General features: G+C 42.2%; 18 protein-coding genes. 15 read left to right on the forward strand and 3 right to left on the reverse strand.

Annotated features, from left to right (window positions below; all coding sequences use genetic code 11):
- Positions 1-158: 158 nt before the first annotated feature.
- From recA to ABS301_RS23845, 10 genes are all read left to right on the forward strand, one after another.
- Positions 159-1244: a recombinase RecA gene (gene recA, locus ABS301_RS23800; protein ID WP_349674546.1), complete on the forward strand. Its 1086-nt coding sequence runs from the start codon at positions 159-161 to the stop codon at positions 1242-1244.
- A 16-nt stretch (positions 1245-1260) separates the two neighbouring features.
- Complete coding sequence (locus ABS301_RS23805; RefSeq protein ID WP_349674547.1) at positions 1261-1869, forward strand: regulatory protein RecX; 609 nt, start codon at positions 1261-1263, stop codon at positions 1867-1869.
- Between the two features lie 125 nt (positions 1870-1994).
- A complete protein-coding gene (gene rny, locus ABS301_RS23810) occupies positions 1995-3554 on the forward strand; it encodes a ribonuclease Y (RefSeq protein WP_349674548.1) in 1560 nt (519 codons plus the stop codon).
- A gap of 71 nt (positions 3555-3625) precedes the next feature.
- A complete protein-coding gene (locus tag ABS301_RS23815; protein WP_349674549.1) occupies positions 3626-5047 on the forward strand; it encodes a D-alanyl-D-alanine carboxypeptidase family protein in 1422 nt (473 codons plus the stop codon).
- Between the two features lie 417 nt (positions 5048-5464).
- On the forward strand, positions 5465-6118 hold the full coding sequence (fsa, locus tag ABS301_RS23820; protein ID WP_349674550.1) for a fructose-6-phosphate aldolase: 654 nt from the start codon (positions 5465-5467) through the stop codon (positions 6116-6118).
- Positions 6119-6153: 35 nt separating this feature from the next.
- Positions 6154-7671, forward strand: a complete 1518-nt coding sequence (gene arfA / locus ABS301_RS23825) for an arabinosylfuranosidase ArfA (RefSeq protein WP_349674551.1) — start codon at positions 6154-6156, stop codon at positions 7669-7671.
- Between the two features lie 20 nt (positions 7672-7691).
- Positions 7692-9185 (forward strand): L-arabinose isomerase, encoded by a 1494-nt coding sequence (gene araA, locus ABS301_RS23830; protein WP_349674552.1) that lies wholly within the window; start codon positions 7692-7694, stop codon positions 9183-9185.
- 28 nt (positions 9186-9213) lie between these two features.
- Entirely contained in the window at positions 9214-10815 is a 1602-nt protein-coding gene (locus ABS301_RS23835) for a xylulokinase (RefSeq protein WP_349674553.1), read from the forward strand.
- A gap of 21 nt (positions 10816-10836) precedes the next feature.
- Entirely contained in the window at positions 10837-11529 is a 693-nt protein-coding gene (locus ABS301_RS23840; RefSeq protein ID WP_349674554.1) for an L-ribulose-5-phosphate 4-epimerase, read from the forward strand.
- A 51-nt stretch (positions 11530-11580) separates the two neighbouring features.
- Positions 11581-12648 (forward strand): GntR family transcriptional regulator, encoded by a 1068-nt coding sequence (locus ABS301_RS23845; RefSeq protein WP_349674582.1) that lies wholly within the window; start codon positions 11581-11583, stop codon positions 12646-12648.
- Between the two features lie 4 nt (positions 12649-12652).
- Here the strand turns inward: ABS301_RS23845 and ABS301_RS23850 are convergent, their stop codons facing one another.
- On the reverse strand, positions 12653-13897 hold the full coding sequence (locus tag ABS301_RS23850; protein WP_349674555.1) for an MFS transporter: 1245 nt from the start codon (positions 13895-13897) through the stop codon (positions 12653-12655).
- A 235-nt stretch (positions 13898-14132) separates the two neighbouring features.
- Here ABS301_RS23850 and ABS301_RS23855 point away from each other — a divergent pair, with 235 nt between their 5' ends.
- Positions 14133-14948: a helix-turn-helix transcriptional regulator gene (locus ABS301_RS23855; RefSeq protein WP_349674556.1), complete on the forward strand. Its 816-nt coding sequence runs from the start codon at positions 14133-14135 to the stop codon at positions 14946-14948.
- Positions 14949-14971: 23 nt separating this feature from the next.
- Here the strand turns inward: ABS301_RS23855 and ABS301_RS23860 are convergent, their stop codons facing one another.
- A complete protein-coding gene (locus ABS301_RS23860) occupies positions 14972-15817 on the reverse strand; it encodes a helix-turn-helix domain-containing protein (RefSeq protein WP_349674557.1) in 846 nt (281 codons plus the stop codon).
- A 51-nt stretch (positions 15818-15868) separates the two neighbouring features.
- Positions 15869-16432 (reverse strand): hypothetical protein, encoded by a 564-nt coding sequence (locus tag ABS301_RS23865; protein WP_349674558.1) that lies wholly within the window; start codon positions 16430-16432, stop codon positions 15869-15871.
- A 317-nt stretch (positions 16433-16749) separates the two neighbouring features.
- On the opposite strand from ABS301_RS23865, the gene ABS301_RS23870 reads away from it, so the two are divergent.
- The 4 genes from ABS301_RS23870 (at position 16750) to ABS301_RS23885 (ending at position 23179) form a co-directional block, all read left to right on the forward strand.
- A complete protein-coding gene (locus ABS301_RS23870; protein ID WP_349674559.1) occupies positions 16750-16863 on the forward strand; it encodes a hypothetical protein in 114 nt (37 codons plus the stop codon).
- 389 nt (positions 16864-17252) lie between these two features.
- Entirely contained in the window at positions 17253-18788 is a 1536-nt protein-coding gene (locus ABS301_RS23875) for an Ig-like domain-containing protein (RefSeq protein ID WP_349674560.1), read from the forward strand.
- A 520-nt stretch (positions 18789-19308) separates the two neighbouring features.
- Positions 19309-19611 (forward strand): hypothetical protein, encoded by a 303-nt coding sequence (locus tag ABS301_RS23880; protein WP_349674561.1) that lies wholly within the window; start codon positions 19309-19311, stop codon positions 19609-19611.
- A gap of 517 nt (positions 19612-20128) precedes the next feature.
- Positions 20129-23179 (forward strand): glycoside hydrolase family 2 TIM barrel-domain containing protein, encoded by a 3051-nt coding sequence (locus tag ABS301_RS23885; RefSeq protein WP_349674562.1) that lies wholly within the window; start codon positions 20129-20131, stop codon positions 23177-23179.
- Positions 23180-23182: the final 3 nt, after the last annotated feature.

Raw genomic sequence — 23182 nt, forward strand, 5'->3', positions numbered from 1 at the left:
TTTCGCCCTATTTTCCAAAGTAGCCATATTAAGTAACCCACTAAGGCAGGAGTGTGATGCGTATGATTGAAGAAGCGTAAAAATACAGGTTGACATTTGCCTGGAAGTATACTATCATTATAATATTAAAAGAACATTTGTTCGTGTTGGAGGATAAGATGAATAAAGATGATAAGCTGAAAGCACTGGATGCCGCACTTACCCAGATAGAGAAAGCATATGGAAAAGGATCTGTCATGAAGCTGGGAGATTCTGGAACCCATATGAATGTAGAGACCATACCGACCGGAGCATTAAGTCTGGATATCGCACTTGGCCTTGGCGGAATTCCCAGAGGAAGAGTTGTGGAGATCTATGGACCGGAATCCAGTGGTAAGACCACAGTTGCTCTTCATATGGTAGCAGAGGTTCAGAAGCGTGGAGGAATCGCAGGCTTTATCGATGCGGAGCACGCCCTTGACCCTGTTTATGCAAAGAACATCGGTGTTGATATCGATAATTTATATATTTCCCAGCCGGATAACGGAGAACAGGCTCTTGAGATCACGGAAACCATGGTTCGTTCCGGTGCAGTTGATATCATCATTGTAGACTCTGTTGCAGCCCTTGTGCCCAAAGCGGAGATTGAGGGAGACATGGGTGATTCTCACGTAGGTCTTCAGGCAAGGCTTATGTCCCAGGCTCTCAGAAAGCTTACTGCTGTTATCAGCAAGTCCAACTGTATTGTTTTATTCATTAACCAGCTTCGAGAAAAAGTAGGAGTTATGTTCGGAAGTCCGGAGACAACCACCGGAGGCCGTGCACTTAAGTTTTACGCTTCTGTCCGTTTGGATATCCGTAAGATTGAGACCTTAAAGCAGGGCGGCGATATGGTAGGTAACAGAGCCCGTGTTAAGGTGGTAAAGAACAAGATAGCTCCCCCATTTAAAGAAGCTGAGTTTGATATCATGTTCGGAAGGGGAATTTCCAAAGAAGGAGATATCCTGGATCTGGCTGTGAAAGAGAATATTGTTGAGAAAAGCGGCGCATGGTTTGCGTATAATAACGTGAAGATCGGTCAGGGAAGAGAAAACTCCAAGATTTATCTTCAGGACAACCCGGCTGTTTGTCTGGAGATTGAGAATAAAGTTCGCGTGAAGTACGGTCTTGCAGAGGAAAAATCTATTGCAGGTGACCGTGCACCGGAAAAGGAAAGCAAGCGTATTAAGCCGGAGGAAGATAAGACCGGAGCTGTTAAGGAATAAAAACACTGGAGGGCATATGATAGTAACAGAGATAGTGCCCGTCGATAAACGCAGGAGTAAAGTCATTCTTGATGATGACTTTACTCTTGTTCTTTATAGAGGGGAATTAAAACGATATTTCATAGAAGAAGGAAGCGAGATTTCGGAAGAGGTTTATCAGGAGATCGTGAAGGAGATTCTGTACAAGAGAGCCAGGGAACGGGTTTTGTTTCTTTTAAAATCCTCCGATAAGACAGAGCAGGAGCTGAGGAGAAAATTAAAAGAGGGGTTTTACCCCCAGGAGGTCATTGATTATGCCATTTATTTTCTAAAGGAGCACCGCTTTATCAATGACCAGGAATACGCGAAAAGGTATGTGGAATTTAATTCCAGAAAAAAGAGCGAACGGCAGATTGAGTTTGAACTTAAGAGAAAAGGTCTGGACAAGGAAATCATTGGAGATATATTAAAGGAACAGCCTGTTGATGAGGCTGCCATAGTCAGAGATTATATCAGGAAAAAGCGCTTAAACCCAGAGCAAATGGACGCCAGAGAGAAGAATAAAGTGATGGCATCCCTGGGCAGAAAAGGTTTTTCTTATGAAGCGGTAAGCCGGGCTTTGGGCGAAATTTTTGTCGAAGACTGACAATAGTGAAAATGTGTATAAGTATACCGGAAACAGAGGTGAAATACTTGACATAATGTATAAAACAGTTTAAAATTGTAGTGTTGTATTGTTGTACAATGAAAATAAAATAAGGAGGTGCTCCTGTGTCAGTATCAGTATTCACGGCTGCATTGATTACGATCATTGCATCAGTAGTAGTTGCTTTTATTGCCTGGTCTGCTGCGACCGCGTATCGTAAGAACACTTACGAAAGCAAAATTGGCTCTGCAGAAGAAAAATCCCGGGAAATAATAGATGAAGCATTAAAGACCGCTGAGACAAAGAAGCGTGAAGCTCTCCTTGAGGCGAAAGAAGAGTCTTTAAAGACTAAGAACGAACTGGAAAAGGAAACCAGGGAGAGAAGAGCTGAGCTTCAACGTTATGAAAGACGAGTATTAAGCAAGGAAGAAAACTTGGACAAGAAGTCTGAGACTATGGAAAAACGAGAAGCAGGTCTTGCTGCTCGAGAGGAAGCCCTGAGTAAAAGAAATTCCGAAGTGGAATCTCTTTATGAAAAAGGCATTCAGGAACTGGAAAAAATTTCCGGACTTACCTCCGAACAGGCAAAAGAATATCTTTTAAAATCTGTTGAAGATGATGTTAAACATGACACTGCGAAATTAATTAAGGAACTGGAAAACAAAGCAAAAGAAGAAGCTGATAAGAAAGCAAAAGAATATGTGGTTACTGCCATTCAAAGATGTGCAGCAGACCATGTAGCAGAGACAACCGTTTCTGTTGTTCAGCTTCCCAATGACGAGATGAAGGGCCGTATTATCGGAAGAGAAGGCCGTAACATCCGCACGTTAGAAACCCTGACGGGTGTGGAATTGATTATTGATGATACCCCGGAGGCAGTTGTTTTATCCGGATTTGATCCGGTTCGTAGAGAAGTAGCTAGAATCGCGTTGGAACGCCTCATTGTGGATGGACGTATTCACCCAGCCAGAATCGAGGAGATGGTGGAGAAGGCGCAAAAAGAAGTAGAGACCAATATGCGTGAGGAAGGAGAAGCTGCCGCTCTTGAAGTGGGCATTCATGGGCTTCATCCGGAACTCATACGTTTGCTTGGAAAACTGAAATATAGAACAAGCTATGGACAGAATGCGTTAAAGCATTCGATGGAGGTCGCTCAGTTATCCGGGCTGTTAGCCGGAGAGATCGGTCTTGATATCCGTATGGCAAAACGTGCCGGTTTATTACATGATATTGGAAAAGCTGTGGATCATGAGATGGAAGGTTCTCATATTCAGCTGGGACTGGAGTTATGTAAGAAATACAAAGAATCCCCAATCGTATTGAACACCGTGGAATCACATCATGGCGATGTAGAACCACAGAGTCTGATTGCCTGCATCGTTCAGGCTGCAGATACCATATCTGCAGCAAGACCTGGTGCCAGAAGAGAGACTCTGGAAACATATACAAACAGATTAAAACAGTTAGAAGATATCACCAACTCCTTTAAGGGAGTGGACAAGTCCTTTGCCATTCAGGCAGGACGCGAAGTTCGGATTATGGTAGTTCCTGATCAGATTAACGATGATGATATGGTACTCCTGGCCCGTGATATTTCTAAGAAAATCGAAGATTCCTTAGAGTATCCAGGACAGATTAAGGTTAACGTGATCCGGGAGTCCAGAGTTACAGATTACGCGAAGTAAAATAGTGCCCTAAAACCGTATACTTATTCTGGTGCGGCTTTAGGGCATATTTCATGTCAGGAGGATGATACGTGAAACGTCGGATAAAAGTACTGTTAAGCTGCGTACTGATTTGCCAGCTGTTTCTTATGACCGTTTATGCAAAACCGGATTGGCCGTCTGATACGGGCATCCAGGCAGAGTCGGGAATTGTAATTGATGCAGATACAGGCACCGTTATCTTTGGACAAAATATACACGCCGCTTATCCACCGGCAAGTATTACAAAGATACTGACTGCTTTAATTGTTCTGGAAAACAGTGATCTGTCCGATATGGTGACATTTTCCAAAGACTCTGTTTACAATGTGGAAGAAGGAAGCGGAAATAAACTGAATGTGACCAATGGAGATACGCTGTCAGTGGAGGACTGCCTCTATTCTCTTATTCTGCATTCCTGCAATCAGGCTGCCAACGCTTTGGCGGAACATGTAGGAGGAAGCAGAGAAGATTTTGTTAAGATGATGAATGACAAACTGGTGGAGCTTGGCTGTACAGAGAGCCATTTTGAAAACCCATCAGGTTTAAATGGAGATACCCAGCATGTAACTGCTTATGATATGGCACTCATCGCACGTGCTGCTTATAATAATAAAAAACTGGTGGAGATCAGTTCTGCTATCAGCCATAAGATTCCGCCTACTGCCAATAATCCGGAGGGTCTGACTATTTATAATGAGCACAGACTGGTAAAAACCACGGATCAGTCCAGTGAATTTTATTATCCTGCAGCTGTAGCAGGAAAAACCGGTTATTTAATAAAAGCTGGTAATACCCTTGTAACATATGCAGAAAAAGATGGAAGAAGAGAAATTTCCGTTATATTAAAGGGAAGTCCAAGACAGTATTTTATTGATGGAAAGAACCTCCTTGAATTTGGTTTTACCAATTTCGAAAACCTGCCCCTGGCAGGGAATGAGACGGAATATACATCTGGGAATACCCCTGTATCCATAGGTTCTAAAAGCTATCAGCCTTCCGATCTTGAACTGGAGCAAAACGCAGCAGTCACTGTTCCAAAAGGAGCAGAATTCTCTGAGGTTGATAAGGAACTGGTGACGGATCTGCCAGCTGGCAGCCCAAAAGGTGCAGTGGCACTCATCCGCTATACTTATAATGACAGAGCAGTAGGACAGGCCTATCTGTTGGCAAAAGAACAGGAGGAATCCCAAAGTGAGAAACCCGTAACAGAATCTTCCGGGAAGCATGAGGAGGAAACAAAGGCGGAAACAAATCACAACTCGCAAAAAGGAATTGGAGTGATGGGAACCCTTGGGATTGCTGCGGCGGTTTTTGCGTTAGCAGCCGGAACTGTGTTTGTAGTGAAAAAGAAAAGAAAAGAGTCTAAAGAAATTGCCGTGCGAAGAGAGGAACGAAGACGCCGCCTTCTGGAAGAGGGTGATGCGGCTGACTTTGAGCGCATTTTAAACGAACGCAGAAACAAAAAGAAATAAAACGAAAGAAGTAAATGAAAAAGACCAGCTGGGGAAGCTGGTCTTTTTTCGGAGAAGGTATTTCGTTTCTTATGGGGTGTAGCAAAAACTATATAATGTATTGGGGGGGGTTACATGTAATAATATACCCCATTTTTCTTCAAAAGTGTCAACAAACATTCACAAATTTAAAAAATAAAATTGTGCATTTTACCGTGCTTTATTCGTGATATTGTGGAAAAAACATAGATTTATATATTAATACCCCGATCTCTTGTGCTATATACCATCTGATACGGTAATGAATTATTTGGAAATAAAGGGGCCGATATGGTAAAATATATAAAAACAACTTGTGCAATGGTGCGTACAAGTTATAAATTGTAAGTAAGAGGATGACTGGTTCACTCTCATGGAAAAATCAGGAGGTAGAAATCAATGAGGTTCTTTGTAGACACGGCAAACATTGAAGAAATTAGAAAAGCCAATGAGATGGGAATTATCTGCGGTGTTACCACCAATCCGTCTTTGATTGCCAAAGAAGGAAGGGATTTTAAACAGGTGATAGAAGAGATTACGTCAATTGTGGATGGTCCCATCAGCGGTGAAGTGAAAGCGACTACGACAGATGCAAAAGGGATGATTGAAGAGGGGCGGCAGATTGCAGCCATCCATCCCAATATGGTTGTTAAGATTCCCATGACTGCAGAAGGCTTAAAAGCGGTTAAAGTGCTGACAGGGGAAGGAATAAAGACCAATGTGACCCTGGTATTTTCTGCAGCCCAGGCTCTTTTGGCTGCAAGGGCAGGAGCTACCTACGTATCTTCGTTCTTAGGAAGACTTGATGATATTTCAATGCCTGGAATTGATCTCATTAATGAGATCACTGAGATATTTGCAATCCATGAGATTGAGACTGAAATCATAGCGGCCAGCATACGCAATCCCATCCATGTGACCGATTGTGCAAAAGCCGGTGCGGATATCGCTACCGTGCCTTATCCGGTGCTGGAACAGATGACAAAACATCCCTTAACTGATCAGGGAATTAAAAAATTTCAGGATGATTACCGAAGCGTATTCGGAGAATAAAACTAATTATCGTTTAGAAAGGTTGGACACTACTAATGGCATGTAACAAAGTAAAAATGGTGATTGACAAAGAATTTCGTATATCAGAGGTTGATGAAAGGATCTATGGTTCTTTTATCGAACATCTTGGAAGAGCAGTATATGACGGTATTTATAGTCCGGAGCATCCGTCGGCAGATGAATATGGGTTCCGTAATGACGTAAAGGAATTGATAAAAGAGTTAAATGTTCCGATTATCCGGTATCCAGGCGGAAACTTCGTTTCCAGTTTTAACTGGGAAGACAGTGTGGGACCGGTCAGTGAGCGTCCGAGAAGACTGGAACTTGCATGGAAGAGCATTGAAGAGAATAAAGTCGGATTAAATGAATTTACCAAATGGGCAAGAAATGCAGGATCTGATGTGATGATGGCAGTAAACCTGGGGACAAGAGGGATTGCCGATGCCTGTAACATTTTGGAATACTGCAACCACCCGGGTAATACCAAATACAGTGATTTAAGAATCAGTCATGGATATAAGGAGCCTCATAATATTAAAACATGGTGTCTGGGCAATGAAATGGACGGTCCGTGGCAGCTGGGACATAAGACGATGGAGGAATATGGACGCCTTGCCGAAGAGACAGCAAGAGCCATGAAGATTATCGATCCTACCATTGAGCTGGTTTCCTGCGGAAGCTCCTCACTCACCATGCCTACATTCCCGGATTGGGAGGCAGTTACCCTCCAGCATACCTATGATCACGTGGATTATGTTTCCATGCATCAGTATTATGGAAATGGGAACGGAGACAGTGAGGATTTCCTTGCCTGTTCCGACGACATGGATCAGTTTATCCGTACGGTAATTGCTACCTGCGATTATGTGAAAGCGAAAAAGAGGGGCAAAAAGGATATTAAAATCAGCTTTGATGAGTGGAATGTATGGTATCATTCCTCTGCAGCTGATAGCGAAACAACAGAAAAACACCCATGGCAGATTGCACCGCCCCTGTTAGAGGATATCTATAATTTTGAAGATGCACTTTTAGTAGGCCTGATGTTAATCACTTTGTTAAAGCATGCTGACAGGGTGAAGATGGCATGTCTGGCACAGTTAGTGAATGTAATTGCTCCGATTATGACAGAAGCTGGCGGCGGCGCAGCCTGGAAGCAGACAATCTTTTATCCATTTATGCATGCGTCAGCTTACGGAAGAGGAACCGCTCTTTTACCAGTGATCAGCTCACCGAAATTTGACACTGCAACCCATGTAGATGTAACAGCAGTAGAGGCAGTTTCTGTTTACAATGAGGAAAAAGAGGAAGTAACCATTTTTGCAGTCAACCGTTCTATTAAAGATGATGCAGAAATGACAATTGATGTTAGATGTTTTGAGGGATACCGTGTTCTGGAGCACACCGTACTGGAAAGTGATGATCTGTTAGCAGTGAACGGACCGTTTAATGAAAAAGTGGCACCGAAGCAGACCAGCCAGTCTTCCTTAGATGGCGGTACTGTAACAAGCATCTTACACAAGGCATCCTGGAACGTAATTCGTCTGGGTAAATAAAACAGGAGGGGGTTATACATATGAAACAAAAAGCGTATCAATTCTGGTTTGCAACAGGCTCTCAGGACCTTTACGGAGAAGCCTGCTTAAGAGATGTAGCAGAACATGCAGGAATTATAACCGGAAGGCTTAACGCCTCCGGCCTCCTGCCATATGAAGTGGTTTTAAAACCGGTGCTCATTGACAATGCTTCCATACGGTCTTTGTTCCGTCAGGCAAATGATGATGAGTACTGCGCAGGTGTTATTACCTGGATGCACACATTTTCCCCTGCAAAATCCTGGATCTTAGGCCTGCAGGAATACAGAAAACCCCTGCTTCATTTACATACCCAGTTTAACCAGGAAATCCCATATGATTCCATTGATATGGATTTCATGAACGAGAACCAGTCAGCCCACGGCGACCGGGAATTCGGACATATGGTGACCAGAATGGGAATGGTAAGAGAGGTAATTGCCGGTTTCTGGGATGATGATTCGGTGAAAAGAAGAATTGCTTCCTGGATGAGAACTGCAGTGGGAATTGTAGAAAGCAGCCATATCCGTGTAGTACGTTTCGCTGACAATATGCGAAACGTAGCTGTTACGGAAGGAGATAAGGTAGAGGCCCAGATGAAATTTGGCTGGGAGATCGATGCATATCCGGTGAATGAAGTTGCAGATTATGTTTCAGATGTGAAAGCGGGAGACGTTTCTGCACTTATAGAAGAATATTATGACCGCTATGATATTTTGCTGGAGGGAAGAGATCCTGAGGAGTTTAAAAAACATGTGGCTGTTCAGGCTCAGATTGAGCTTGGATTTGAAGCATTTTTGAAAGAAAAAAACTATCAGGCAATCGTTACCCATTTCGGTGATTTAGGATCCTTAAAGCAGCTTCCCGGACTTGCAATCCAGCGTCTGATGGAAAAAGGGTACGGCTTCGGCGGAGAAGGCGACTGGAAAACGGCAGCCATGGTACGCTTAATGAAGCTGATGACAGAGGGGACTAAGGAGGCAAAGGGAACTTCTTTTATGGAGGATTATACCTATAATCTGGTTCCGGGCAAGGAAGGAATTCTTCAGGCTCATATGCTGGAGGTCTGCCCGTCTATTGCAGAAGGAAAAGCAGGCATCAAGGTAAATCCATTGTCAATGGGTGACAGAGAAGACCCTGCAAGACTTGTATTCACTGCAAAAGAGGGCAGAGGAGTTGCTGCCTCCCTGATCGATCTTGGAAACCGCTTCCGCCTTATTATTAATACTGTTAATTGTAAAAAGGTGGAAAAACCTATGCCGAAGCTTCCCGTGGCGTCAGCATTCTGGACTCCGGAGCCAGACTTAATAACTGGTGCAGAATGCTGGATATTAGCAGGCGGAGCCCATCATACAGCATTTACCTATGATCTGACAGCGAAACAGCTGGGTGACTGGGCGGAAGCTATGGGAATTGAGGCTGTTTATATTGATGAAAATACAAACATCCGTGATTTTAAGAATGAACTGAGATGGAATTCGGTGGCATATCGCTGATACTAATAGAAAGTTTGAGGGGGTTTCTATGGATAAAGAAAAATTAATAGCAGCAATCCGGGAAGGAAATACCGCACTGGGAATCGAACTGGGATCCACCAGAATCAAGGCAGTTCTGGTAGATGAAAATCATAATCCCATCGCTTCCGGCGGTCATGACTGGGAAAACCGTTATGAAAACGGAATCTGGACCTATGGTATTGATGATATATGGGAAGGTGTTAAGGAAAGCTACAGGAAGATGGCAGAGGAAGTAAAGGAGAAGTATGGGGTAACGATTACTACCATTGGAGCCATTGGATTTTCTGCCATGATGCATGGATATATGGCATTTGACGAGAAGGAAGAGTTACTGGTTCCATTTCGGACCTGGAGAAATACCATGACGGAAGAGGCAGCTGGAAAACTGACGGAGCTGTTTTCGTTCCACATTCCTCAAAGATGGAGCATAGCTCATTTATATCAGGCTATTTTAAATGGCGAGAGCCATGTTTCTGAAATCAATTATCTGATTACTCTGGAAGGATATGTTCACTGGAAGCTGACAGGGAAGAGAGTCCTGGGCATTGGTGACTGTGCCGGAATGTTTCCTGTAGACAGTGAGACAAAGGATTTTAATGAACGGATGATCAGCCAGTTTGATGAACTTGTCTCTGACCGGAATCTGCCATGGAAATTAAGGGATATCATGCCTGAAGTTCTGACTGCAGGAGAAGCTGCTGGTACACTGACTGCTACGGGAGCGGCTCTGCTGGATGAAAGCGGTAATTTAAAACCCGGAATCCCACTCTGCCCGCCGGAAGGTGATGCAGGGACCGGTATGACTGCCACCAACTCTGTTGCAAAGAGAACCGGTAACGTATCGGCAGGTACCAGTGTTTTTGCCATGGTAGTGCTGGAAAAGGAGCTTTCCAAAGTTTATGAAGAGCTTGATCTGGTTACCACACCGGCAGGAGACGCTGTTGCCATGGTACACTGCAATAACTGCACTTCTGACTTAAATGCATGGGTAGCTTTGTTCGAAGAGTTTGCCAATACCATGGGTATGAAGCCGGATAAAAATGAACTTTTTACCGCCCTTTATAAAAAAGCGTTAGAGGGTGATAAAGATGGCGGCGGACTTTTGTCCTACGGTTATTTATCCGGAGAACATATCACTCATTTTGAAGAAGGAAGACCATTATTTGTCCGAACTCCAAACAGCAGGTTTGACCTGGCAAACTTCATGAGAGTTCATCTTTATACGGCTTTGGGAGCCTTAAATATGGGCATGGAGATTCTGTTTAAAGAAGGTGTGAAGCTGGATGTGCTTCTGGGACACGGCGGCCTGTTTAAGACCAGAGAAACGGGGCAGAGAATTATGGCTGCAGCTGTGGGAGTTCCCGTTTCTGTCATGGAGACGGCTGGAGAAGGAGGAGCCTGGGGAGCAGCCCTGCTTGCATCCTACCTGCTTCGCAAGAAGGAAGGTGAGTCTCTGGATCATTACTTATCTGACCGGGTATTTAAGAATATGGCAGGTGAAACCATGGAGCCGGATCCGGAAGATGTAACAGGATTCCAGACATTTATGGAACGGTATAAAAAGGGTCTTGCCATCGAACGGGCGGCTGTGGACAGCTTATACATATAGGGAAAGGATAAAGGCGATAGGATGCTGGAAGAACTGAAATTAAGTGTGTATGAAGCAAATATGGAATTGCCCCGGAGAGGGCTGATTACCTACACCTGGGGAAATGTCAGTGGCATTGACCGGGAAAAGGGATTGTTTGTCATTAAACCCAGTGGAGTGGATTATGATAAGCTGAAACCGGAGGATATGGTGGTTATGGATTTAGACGGCAATCAGGTGGAGGGAGAATTAAATCCCTCTTCGGATACAGCCACCCATTTGGAACTGTACCGGGCATTTGAAAAGATCGGCGGAATTGTACATACCCACTCCCCTATGGCGACCTCCTGGGCTCAGGCAGGAAGAGCGCTGCCCTGCTATGGCACGACCCATGCAGATTATTTTTATGGAGAGATTCCGTGTGCAAGAAACTTAACTCAGGAAGAGATTGATGAAGGCTATGAGAAAAATACAGGAACTGTGATTATAGAAACCTTTGAGGGGCTTGATCCTATGCATGTTCCGGCGGTATTGTGCAAAAACCATGGTCCTTTTACCTGGGGAACTGATGCGGCCAATGCAGTTCACAATGCGGTCGTATTAGAAGAAATTGCAAAAATGAATTTGATGACAGAGCTGTTAAATACAGCAGTAAAGCCAGCACCCCAGTCCTTGCAGGATAAGCATTTTATGAGAAAGCACGGACCGGATGCCTATTATGGGCAGAAAAAATAACAAGGAGTCCTTACAGTGTCGGACAGTGGAAAAACAAAGTATTACGTATTAATGGAAGAACTGAAAAAAGAGATTATATCCGGAGAGAAGAAGCCGGGAGACCGGCTTCCTTCGGAGAATCAGCTTTCGGAAGTTTACCATATCAGCCGTCATACGGTGAGAAAAGCCCTGTCCATACTGGAGCAGGAAGGCTACATTGAAGCGGAGCATGGAAGAGGTACCTTCGTGTCCAGAAAAGCGGGAAGGAAAAAAGGGTCGGGCAATATAGCGGTGATTACTACCTATTTGTCCGACTATATTTTCCCGCGGCTGATTCAGGGAATCGATCAGGTGCTGACGGAGAATGGTTACAGTATTATTATTAAAAATACAGGAAACAGCAGATTAAAAGAAAGCAGATGTTTAGAAGAAATCCTGGAAAAAGACGTGGACGGGCTCATTATTGAACCAAGTAAAAGCGAGATTCTCTGCGGGCACAGAGGACTGTATGACAAGCTGGATTTTTACAAAATACCTTATGTGTTTATACAGGGCTACTATGCCCAGATGAAAAGCAAACCCCATATCAGGCTTGATGACTGTATGGGTGGATATCTGGTGACAAAGTATCTCCTTGATCTGGGGCATGAACATATACTGGGGATTTTTAAGGCGGATGACAGCCAGGGAAGGGACAGGCACAAAGGCTTTGTAAAAGCCCTTCAGGAGAGCGGGTTTTCCTATGATCCGGATATGGTGATCTGGTATCATACAGAGGACCGGTCGGCCAAGCCTTCTGAGGCTTTAAAGATTATGCTGGAGGAGAAGGTGTCTGTTGACGGGATTGTCTGCTACAACGATCAGATTGCCTTTGAGGTCATTAAGACCATACAGAAAGAAGGGATTTCTGTCCCGGAAGAGATATCTGTCACTGGGTATGACAATTCTTTCATAGCAGAAAATGGAATGGTAAAGCTGACCACCATTGCACACCCCCAGGAACGGCTGGGCGCAATGGCGGCTGAACTGCTTTTGGAAAAGATTCATGGAATTCCAGACGAAGATAGCCGGGTGGAACGGGTATTAAAGCCGGTGCTTGTCATCCGGGAATCCTGCAAAGACCGGAGAAAGAATCAGTAACCGGTTAGTATTTCTTCAGTTTTCCCATATAAAGAACACAGCCCAGTATTAAGGAACCGGACAGCAGGAAGAGAATCTGCATACCGCTGACTGGCAGGTTTCCTATTTTAAAGGATGGGAGTATGGTCAGTAAACTGGCGCCTAAGAGGGTGGATAAGAAGCCGCAGAGCCCCGCATAGGATGAATTGGCACTGACGTATAAAACCCGTTTATCTTCCGGTGCATAATGATACTGCAGATTAAATACGGAAATTGCAATTCCGCCCCATGCAGCTCCGGATAAGGCCTGTAAGACTGGCTGGAGGGTATAGCAGGTATCCGGTGTCATGAAGAGCCAGCTGATATGGATAAGTCCAAGCAGTCCCATGGAGAGTCTGCCGGCAAGAAGCCAGGAGGTGGCATCAGCCAGTTTCCCCCAAAGCCAGGCAGCCAGAATCCGGACGGTGGATGAAATCAGTCCAAGGAATGTGATATAAGTATAATCCATCTTCAGTCCGGTAACCATGTATACACTGAAAAAAGGACCTGCAATCTGCAGCGCCAGGTTCCAGAATACATAGGTGATCATAACCTTCCGGTATTTTATGTCAGCGATTGGAGCCAGAAGAACATCCTTTAGTTTCTGTTTATGGGGAGTACTTTCCGGTTCTTTTATGGATAGCAGGCACCAGAAGTCTGTACATGCAACAAGAAGCACGGTGACCCCTACTACCAGAAAGCCGGTCTGTTCCATGGCATTGTTTCGAAACCAGTCCATGACTCTGCCCATAATAAGGCTTAAAACAGTGGAGAAAGCAAAGGCAAAGGAATCTTTTTTGCCAAGATAATCTCCCCTGATATTCTGGGGAACCAGCTGGAGTATCCAGTTTCCGGTTCCGGTACCGATAGATGCACCAAAGAAGTGGGCGATTCCATAGAGAATGACCACTGCTGTCAGGCGAATGACCGGTTGTGTGATAAATAACGGCAGAAAAAACATCAGTGAAAGCAGCAGCCTGTGGACAAAGGAAAAACCTACGATCAATCCTTTTCTTCTCATGAGGCTTTCTAAAAGAATGGAAGAAAACATCTGAAGGCTGCATAAAAGGATTGGAATGGAACCAATGATGCCGTTTAAAGAGTCTTCCGCTCCCAGTGAACTGGCGTATCCGGAGAGAAATGCACCTGTGGTGAGTGTAACGATACCATTAGCGCAGCATCCTTCTGCAATAAAAAGGTTTCGTCCTTTTGAAAAATCTGTAGCTGTCATAGGCGTTGTTTCCTTGCTGGAAAACGCCGTTTTTTTTCTTATCAAGTCTGTAACCATTATATATAAACGGCAAATCTGCCGTGTTCCCCTTTTCTTTTATTCGTAGATCTGCTATCCTCTTTATAGAAATAAAAATACTTTCTCTATATTGCCAGTTTGAGTCAAAGGATACAAGAGGAAAAAGAAGAGAAAAACTGGATGATTCCGACTTGAAGACGACAGAGGGGGGCGACACATGGAACATTACTTACATCTAAAGGCAGTTCTTCCAGTAAGGGCATTAAATGCAGGATATCTGGTTACAGAGGGAAAGGGACGGCACGCAGACCGTGTCATGGATTCCTTTGAAATCATCTATGTCAATTCCGGTGTGCTTGGAATTGCGGAAGAAGATGTGGAATATGAAGTGGAAGAGGGGGAAGCCCTGATTTTATTTCCTGGCAGACATCATTGGGGAACCAGGGAATTTGGTAAGGACTTAAATTTCTACTGGCTTCATTTTCATCTGGAAAAGAAGGCAGAAGAGACGGGAACAGATATTATGTCCCTTCCCCAGCTCATACGGATCGGAAAGCCCCAGCAGTTTGAGGAACTGTTTCGCCGGTTTATTAAGAGGCAGAATGTATGCAGGGAGGACAGAACCATTTTAAATCTGGTTTTGTTAGAACTGCTTTGCGAGCTGAGTGATTCTCTTTCTCCCATGGAAATAAACGGACAAAAAGTGCTTCTGGCCAATCAGGCAGGACAGTATATTAAAAATCATATAAAAGAACCGTTATCCGCCTCCATATTGGCGGAAAAGCTGGAATGCAGTCCGGATTATTTAGGGCGGACATACCATGCAGTTTATGGAAAGACTCTGACGGAAGGAATCCATGAAGCCCGGCTTAATAAAGCATGCAGAATGCTGATTGAGACCAGTCTCACGGGAAGTGAGATTGCTTACCGGTGCGGATATGAAGACGTGGATTATTTCAGAAGGATATTTAAAAAATATATGGGAATGACAGCAAAGGAATATCGGCAGACCTATAGTGTCATTGAACGGTAGATGAAAGGCGGCAGGGGATACACTCACCTTGCCGCCTTTCTGTATTCAGCCGGAGAGACTCCGGCAGTTTTTTTAAATATACGGCTGAAATAGAGGGGGTTTTCATAACCGATGATTCCACCTATTTCACCGATGCTGTAATCTGTACTTTCCAAGAGTTCCTTGGCTTTCCTGATCCGGATATCGGTTAGATACCTTCCGGGAGGCATTCCGGAATATTCCTTGAAACTTCGGATAAACCAGCAGGTGCTCATGTGAAGCTGTCTTGCATACGCTTCAATCTCGATGTTGCTCGCCAGATTTTCGTGAAAATATCGGACTGCTTTTTCCATTTCTTTTTGTATTTCCGTTTTTTTGAAGCCGCCTTCTTTTCTGATCCGTTTCAGTAGGAGAAAAATCTGCTTTAAATAAAGGGCAGACAGCTCGTCAAAGGAGGGTCGGGTAAGCTGGATTTCCCGGATTACTGCAAGGAACAGTTCCTGATATTTGGAAGATATTCCGGTATACAGAATTGGGCTTTCATTAAATCCGGCTTCTTCTGTCAGAGTACCAGACTCACTGCCGGTAAAGTGTAGCCAGTAAACCTCCGGCTTATGGTTTATATAATAAGCATATTGCTGGGGGGTATGAGGGGGATACAAAACCATGCTGCCTTCTGAGACTTCAGTCACAGATCCGTCAAAGGTAAAAAAGGCCTTTCCGGCTGCGATATAAAGCAGTTGATAATCTGACCGGCCAAGAGGACGAAAGGTTGACATAACTGGAAGAGAAACCAGACGGTAGACTCCGCAGCTGTTGACTCTTAATGGGACTTTTCTATTTTCCAGTTCTTCTTCTGTCAAATTCATATAACCTGTGTTTGTATACATGAAGGGAAGCTCCTTTCACCTTTTTTCTGACAGCCTGAAAGAGGTCGATTTTTATTGTCTTATGTTGTACTCGTCAGCAATACTATTTAATTTGGAATCTAAATCTGCATTAATACTTTCCAGGCTTTCATTAAAATCAGCCATGGGATCTTTCGTTTCTGGATTATCTTTCTTCTTCGAAATCAGGGTATCGGTTGCGTAATCATAAAGGTCTACCGTTTCTTCATGTCCGGGTGAAATATAGTAAGTGTGATTATTTTCATTGTTTTCCACATAGAGAATGGCCCAGTGATCAGTAAGGCCTAAGTAAGAACAGGTACATTTTAGTTTATATAGATCCGTTGTTAATATAACATCTAAAAAGATGGTATCGGAATCTATTTTTTCAACGTTATCATAGTAAGCATCTGTAACTTCCGAGATTCCAAGAATAGCCACACAGTCGTTCAGCTTTTTTTTGAGATAATCTAAATTTGGTAAATCTTCGGAATCTTCTGTTGAAGATACCTCAGTGACACTTTCTGCTGTAACGGTTTGGGTTTCTTTCTGCGCGGTTGCTTTTGAACATCCTGATAATAGTAAGCACATTCCTATAATTATAAAACTTTTTTTCACATTCATTTCCTCCATACACGAATAAGATTTAAAACAGCGAAAAGCTTATGTAATTACCTGTTATTGTATCATTTTATCCATGCTTTGTCTAATGCGACAAAACCCTTTATTTATGCACGTTTGAAGGGTATGATTTTATTGTTTGACTGCATTTTGACTGCATCATAGTAAGCTTCCAGTTTATCGATTTCCACATCTGCATAGCAGGACTGCCAGAATTAAAAGAATAAGCTGTTGCGACCGTTGCAACGGTTGCGATGTCATAACTTTATGGACCTGGGATTATCCTGGGTCCTTTTTCGATTGGAGGAAAATATATGAGAGATATAACATTGTGTCACCCACGGCTGCAGGTCAATGGAAAGTGGTACTGGTTTAATGCTACCGGGATCATGGTTACTAATACCTGGTACCAGTATAATAACGCATAGTATTATTTGGGACCAGATGGCTCGATGTGTAAGTCTCAGCTGGTCGAAAACTCCGAAAAGATCTATGCCATAGATGCTGACGGTAAAATGATAACGGAGCCGGTGACGCTCACGCCAAATCATGATGGGGCGCTGCAATATCCGGGATTAGTAAAATAGTGCTAAATTTGTTTGGTAAGGTTACCGATTGCCCGTATTGATACAAGATGATAATATAAATGCATTCTAAAACATAAATCAAGTGCTGAAATCCCAGAATACTATAATCGATTATATTAAAAATTTACAAGTCATTTGTTACATTCAGATGGCTTTCTTTTCTGCACTTTATTTATTGATTTAGAATGTTAAAACAACAATTACAAAAGATAAAATTTGGAGGTATATGTATGAGTAAGAGAGCATTCAAAGGATTGGTATCAAGTTTTTATTTTATGCTTTGTGTATTGTTTCTAGGGCAGGTTACTGCATTTGCAGATGAAGTTAAACCTGTTCACGAATACAATTTCGAATATGATAGTAATACTATTGTTTACGATTCTTTTATAGGTAAAGATGCAGCAGGTGGTGTTAATCATGTTAGCAGTTCTCCTGTTACTGGCTATAATGGAATAGGTCAAGCAAAGCATTTTGAAAACAGGGATTACCTTGGTATTCCATCTAAAGCTTTACCTGTAGGCGCGAGGTCAATTAGATTCCAATTCAGAAAAAATGCCTCTACCGTCACTGGAAAATCTGAACCAATTTTATTAGCATATAAGGGTAAGGATGGATATACGATTTATATGGGTATTGGAAATAATGCATTAAATATAAATAGTGAGCTAGAAGCGTCTAAACCAGGTAGTCTCTGGATTATAGAAAAGAATACATCGATTAATTTTGAATTACAGAGTCCAGATAGCATATGTGATGGAGAGTGGCATGATATCTTATACACATGGGATGGAACAACAAATAATAATTCAGTCAAATTATACGTTGATGATATGACAACTCCAGTAGCACAGACAACGGCTACAACAACTGATAAGCATGATATTAGTAATGATAATTATATATTTGTCGGAATATCCCCGGCAAGTTTTAACGGTATGTTTGGAGGGTATACAGATATTTATTTAATAAAAGCAGATTTAGACAATTTACAATTTTTTGACTCAGCAATAAATGTTAAAGAAAGTAATTTATTAAGTCTGAAGGCAAATGGAAAAAATTCCAAAATAGATTTATCATGGGACGCAGTTATAAAATCCACAAGCTATACCATTAAGCGTGCTACAACTGCAGGAGGACCATACACATCTATTGCGACCAATTTAACTGAACTTTTCTATGCAGATACTAATGTAACAAATGGAACTATGTATTATTATATTGTATCCGCCGATAATAATGGTACAGAGATAACAAATTCAAACGAGGCCTCGGCTACTCCAGAGGTATCTCAAACACCTCCAACAATCGAAGCTAAATTAAAAGTAGTTTTAGAGGTATCAGAGGCGCTTCGATTAAGTATAGATGATGATTTGAATATTAATACACAAATGTCCTGGTCATCTTCAGAGCCAACAGTTGCCACAGTAAATGAGAAAGGCATTGTGACAGCTCTGGCACCCGGTAATACAGTCATAACAGTAAAGAGTGCGGACGGATCCTATACGGACTACATAAATGTATTAGTAGTAGAGAATGCAGACGATTACAGGCTTGCCATTGATCTTAAAATTGGAGAAACGGCGAGATTAACAGCAGATGATTTTACTAACACTGCAAATATCACATGGGCACCTATGGATTCATCAATTGCCAATGTAACCAGCAAAGGAAAAGTTACAGCACTGAGCAAAGGATTGGTTTTAATTAGTGCTAAAGATGCAGAAGGTAATATCATTGGCCGCGTATATGTAAGAGTAAGAGAATAGTTTGATTAAAGGCGGGTATCCGGTATTCGGGCCCGCCTTACTGTATAAAAGATTATATCATTTTCTGACTGCATTTTGACTGCATGAGGCATGGCTTTGAATATATTTAAGAGGTAAAAGCCGGTGATATCAAAATTCTGCAAAGCCTAGATTTTAAGCCAAAAACTACCACTTTACAAGAAAAAACAAAATTAGCAGTATTATCTTATCCTATCTTTGTATAATAGGCCAATTCTTTTGATATCATATTGAACACTTGTTATAATAAACGATTTTTGCCGAGTGTAACAGCCCGGTGGTTGATTCATTTCTTATATTCTACTTTTGTGTTAACAACTCAGCTGAGACCAACTGTTTTTATGTTGCCAATAAAGTAGTAATGTAGTAGCATATGAATAAAAATAAGGGGGAAATAATGTTAATATCTAAACTAATTCTACTTAAAATACAGGGCGATAAAATGGGGCAATTTTTAACAGTATTTTTGCTAACCTAAGTTATCCTATCATTGTTAGGAGGAATGATCGTTAAATCAATTATAGAATCAATATTCGCGGTTGGGATTTATGCGGTGTTTATGCAGCTATCATTCATAAACGATAATAAGGTGCTTAAGTTGCTTGAGATAACAAGATTCTCGCATAAAATATGTATGCGTATGGCAAATATATTGAATGTTAAGAATTGTGATATTAAAGATATGTTCTTAGATGATTTTAATAATATTTCAAATTTTGAAGAATTAAAAAAATGGAAAACTATAAGAACATCGACACATACGGTAATTGCTTACGACCTAATAAATATTATTAAAAAAAAATAATTATAAAATTAAAGCGTAAAGAATTCTTAAAGATAATTAGCGAAATAATAGCGATAGAAAAATACACTGAAACTTTTTACCTTAAAGTCAAAAAGAAAAAAAGCCGATAATGAACCGTTCATTAGTTTATAAATATAGGCTTTCCGAATTAAAAAAAGCTATAAAGGCAGGTGTTTTTAAAGAAATAGACTTTTATGATATTGAAATAGATGTAAAATTATTATTAGACTGGAGCCTTAGGGCTCTTTTGTTTTCTCTAGAACAGTAAGATTATAAGGGGAGTTGTGAAAATGGTAGTCCCAAATAAGTACAAAAGAAGACTTAGTAAAAAATAAGGGCATGGATATTTTTACTCTAAGATTATTTACCTGCATTAAAACCTAGGTTTAAGTCAAAAAATTACAGAAGAAAACAAAATCAGCGCTATCATTTTGTGCATGTTTTGTCCAATCAAAGATATGGATTTTTTGATTTGTTATCTTATAATAATAGGTAGGAAAAGAAGGAGGAGTCGACTATGATCGTACCCAGACATTATGAAAATCTGCATTTGCTTCATGAAAATACCATGCCACACAGAGCTTATTATATTCCGGCTTCCAAGCCCCAGTTTGATTTAACACAGGAGAGGGAGAAATCTGACCGGTTCTTTTTGTTAAACGGTAACTGGAAGTTCCGCTATTATGACAGCATATATGATGTAAAAGAAGAATTTTTCCTGGAAGGCTATGACACCTCCCGTTTTGATGAAATTCCGGTACCTGGCTGCTTTCAGAATTACGGCTATGATAAGCACCAGTATACCAACACTCGGTATCCGTTCCCCATGGATCCTCCTTATGTTCCGGCTGAGAATCCATGCGGCGCCTATGTCCATCATTTTGTCTATAAGAGAGAGGATGAGGCACCCAGAGCTTACTTAAACTTTGAGGGAGTGGATTCCTGCTTCTACGTATGGTTAAACGGCAGTTACGTGGGATACAGTCAGGTTTCTCACGGAACCAGTGAGTTTGATGTAACGGGAGTGATCCGGGAGGGAGACAATACTCTTTCTGTTCTCGTTTTAAAATGGTGTGACGGAAGCTATCTGGAAGATCAGGATAAATTCCGTATGACCGGTATTTTCAGAGACGTATATCTGTTAAAGAGGCCAGAAGAGGGTATTTTTGATTATTTTCTGACTACCACGATTGGAAACAACCAGGCACATGTCCAGGCAGCAATCACATTTAGCGGAAAAGAGATTCCGGTAAAAGTAACTGTAACTGACAAAGATGGGAATACGGTAGCCAGTAAAGAGGGATATCCTGTTGATGGTAAGATAGAGTTTGAGATAGAAAGTCCAGTGCTCTGGAATGCAGAAAAACCTTATCTTTATACGGTTATGTTTCAAACTGGCCAGGAAGTAATCGTTGACCGTCTTGGAATCAGGGAAATCGCCATTCGTGATGGTGTGGTATACCTAAATGGAGAAAAAATCAAGTTTCATGGTGTAAACCGCCACGACAGTGATCCTGTTACCGGATTTACAATCAGCCTGGATCAGATGAAGCGTGATTTACGCCTGATGAAAGAGCATAATGTGAATGCTATCCGTACAAGCCATTATCCCAATGCGCCCCAGTTCTATCAGCTTTGTGATGAATACGGATTTTATGTCATTGATGAAGCAGATAATGAGAGCCATGGAACCGGCTATATCTATATGGCAAACCGCACCACTGAAGTTTGGAGAGACCGTTGGAACCGCGCTATCGCAGACAATCCTGAATTCACAGAAGCGACCGTTGACAGAACCAAGCTTTTGGTTGAACGGGATAAGAACCGTCCCTGCGTAGTGATCTGGTCTATGGGAAATGAATGTGCTTATGGATGCACCTTTGAAGCAGCACTTTCCTGGACAAAGTCTTATGATCCAACCAGACTTACCCACTATGAGGGTGCCAGATACATTGCTGTAGATAAAACCTATGATTTCACCAATATTGATTTGTTCAGCCGTATGTATCCCAGTCTGGATGAAATTATCGAATATACAAAGCGGGAAACAGCAAAGCCATTTATTCTCTGTGAATACAGCCATGCCATGGGAAATGGACCTGGAGATTTAGAGGGATACTTCCAGGTGTTTGAACAGTACGACCGGGTATGCGGCGGTTTTGTATGGGAATGGTGTGACCATGCGATTTATCAGGGAAGAACCATTGACGGTAAGCCCATGTATCTTTATGGAGGAGATCATGGGGAATATCCTCATGACGGTAATTTCTGTATGGATGGGCTTGTCTATCCGGACAGAAGACCTCATACAGGTCTTATGGAATTTAAGAATGTAAATCGTCCGGTTCGGGTTATTTCTTATGATCAGAAGAAAAAAGAACTGACTCTTCATAATTACCTTCACTTTACTAACTTTAAAGAGTATGGATGCATTGGTTATGAGGTGAGCTGTGACGGAGAGGTAATAGCAAACGGAATGGTTGGAGAAGCCGGCATGCCTGAACTTATGCCGCAGCAGGAGTGCAGACTTTCCCTGAACTTTGACGTTCCGGCAGCTGGTAAGTGCTACTTGAAAATAAGCTATTATCTGAAAGAAAGCAATGCTCTTGTAAAAGCTGGAAGTCTTCTTGGTTTTGATGAGGTACGTTTGGAAAATGCAGATATGAGAAACCAGACAGCAGCTGAACTTTTAAAGAAAAAAGTAGAAAAGGGTGGATTTGAGGTTTGTGAAGATGATCGTTATATCCGTGTTAGCGGAAAAAGCTTTTTCTACACCTACAGCAAATTAACTGGAACATTTCAGGATATGAATTTTGAAAATCATTCCATTCTGGAGCGTCCCATGGAAATCAATATCTGGAGAGCACCTACGGATAATGACAGTGATATTAAGGGTAAATGGAAAGAGGCTCACTATCACCGTGCATCTTCCAGAGGATATGAAACCAGATGGGAAGAAAAAGATGGCAGTCTTGTAATATCCACTGAGATGTCAATGGTAGCAGCACCAATTCAGCGGATTCTTATGATTGATGCGGTCTGGACCATTGGTGCAGACGGCGCCTTAAACGGAAGAATGGATGTAAAAAGAGATGTGGAGTTCCCCGAACTTCCGCGATTTGGTCTCAGACTGTTCCTTCCCAAGCAGATGGGTCAGATAACCTATTTTGGTCTTGGTCCTGTTGAAAACTATATTGATAAGAACAATGCCAGCTATCATGGTCTGTTCTCTTCCAGCGTAAAAGAGATGCATGAGGACTATTTAAGACCTCAGGAGAACGGCAGCAGAAGTGATTGTGACTTTGTTACCGTAGAGGGAGGCAACTTGTCACTTTCTGTTGCAGCAGATAAAACCTTCTCTTTCCACGCTTCCGAATATACCCAGGAGGAACTGACAGAGAAAGCCCATAATTATGAACTGACTCCTTCCGGTTACACAGAATTCTGTGTGGACTACAGACAGAACGGAATCGGATCAGAAAGCTGCGGGCCGGAACTTCGGAAAGAATATATGTTTGTGGAAGAAGAATTTACATTTGAATTTACACTGGTCCCTGGAAGTAAATAAGAG

This window comes from Lacrimispora sp., assembly GCF_031982545.1.
Taxonomy (GTDB): Bacteria; Bacillota; Clostridia; order Lachnospirales; family Lachnospiraceae; genus Lacrimispora.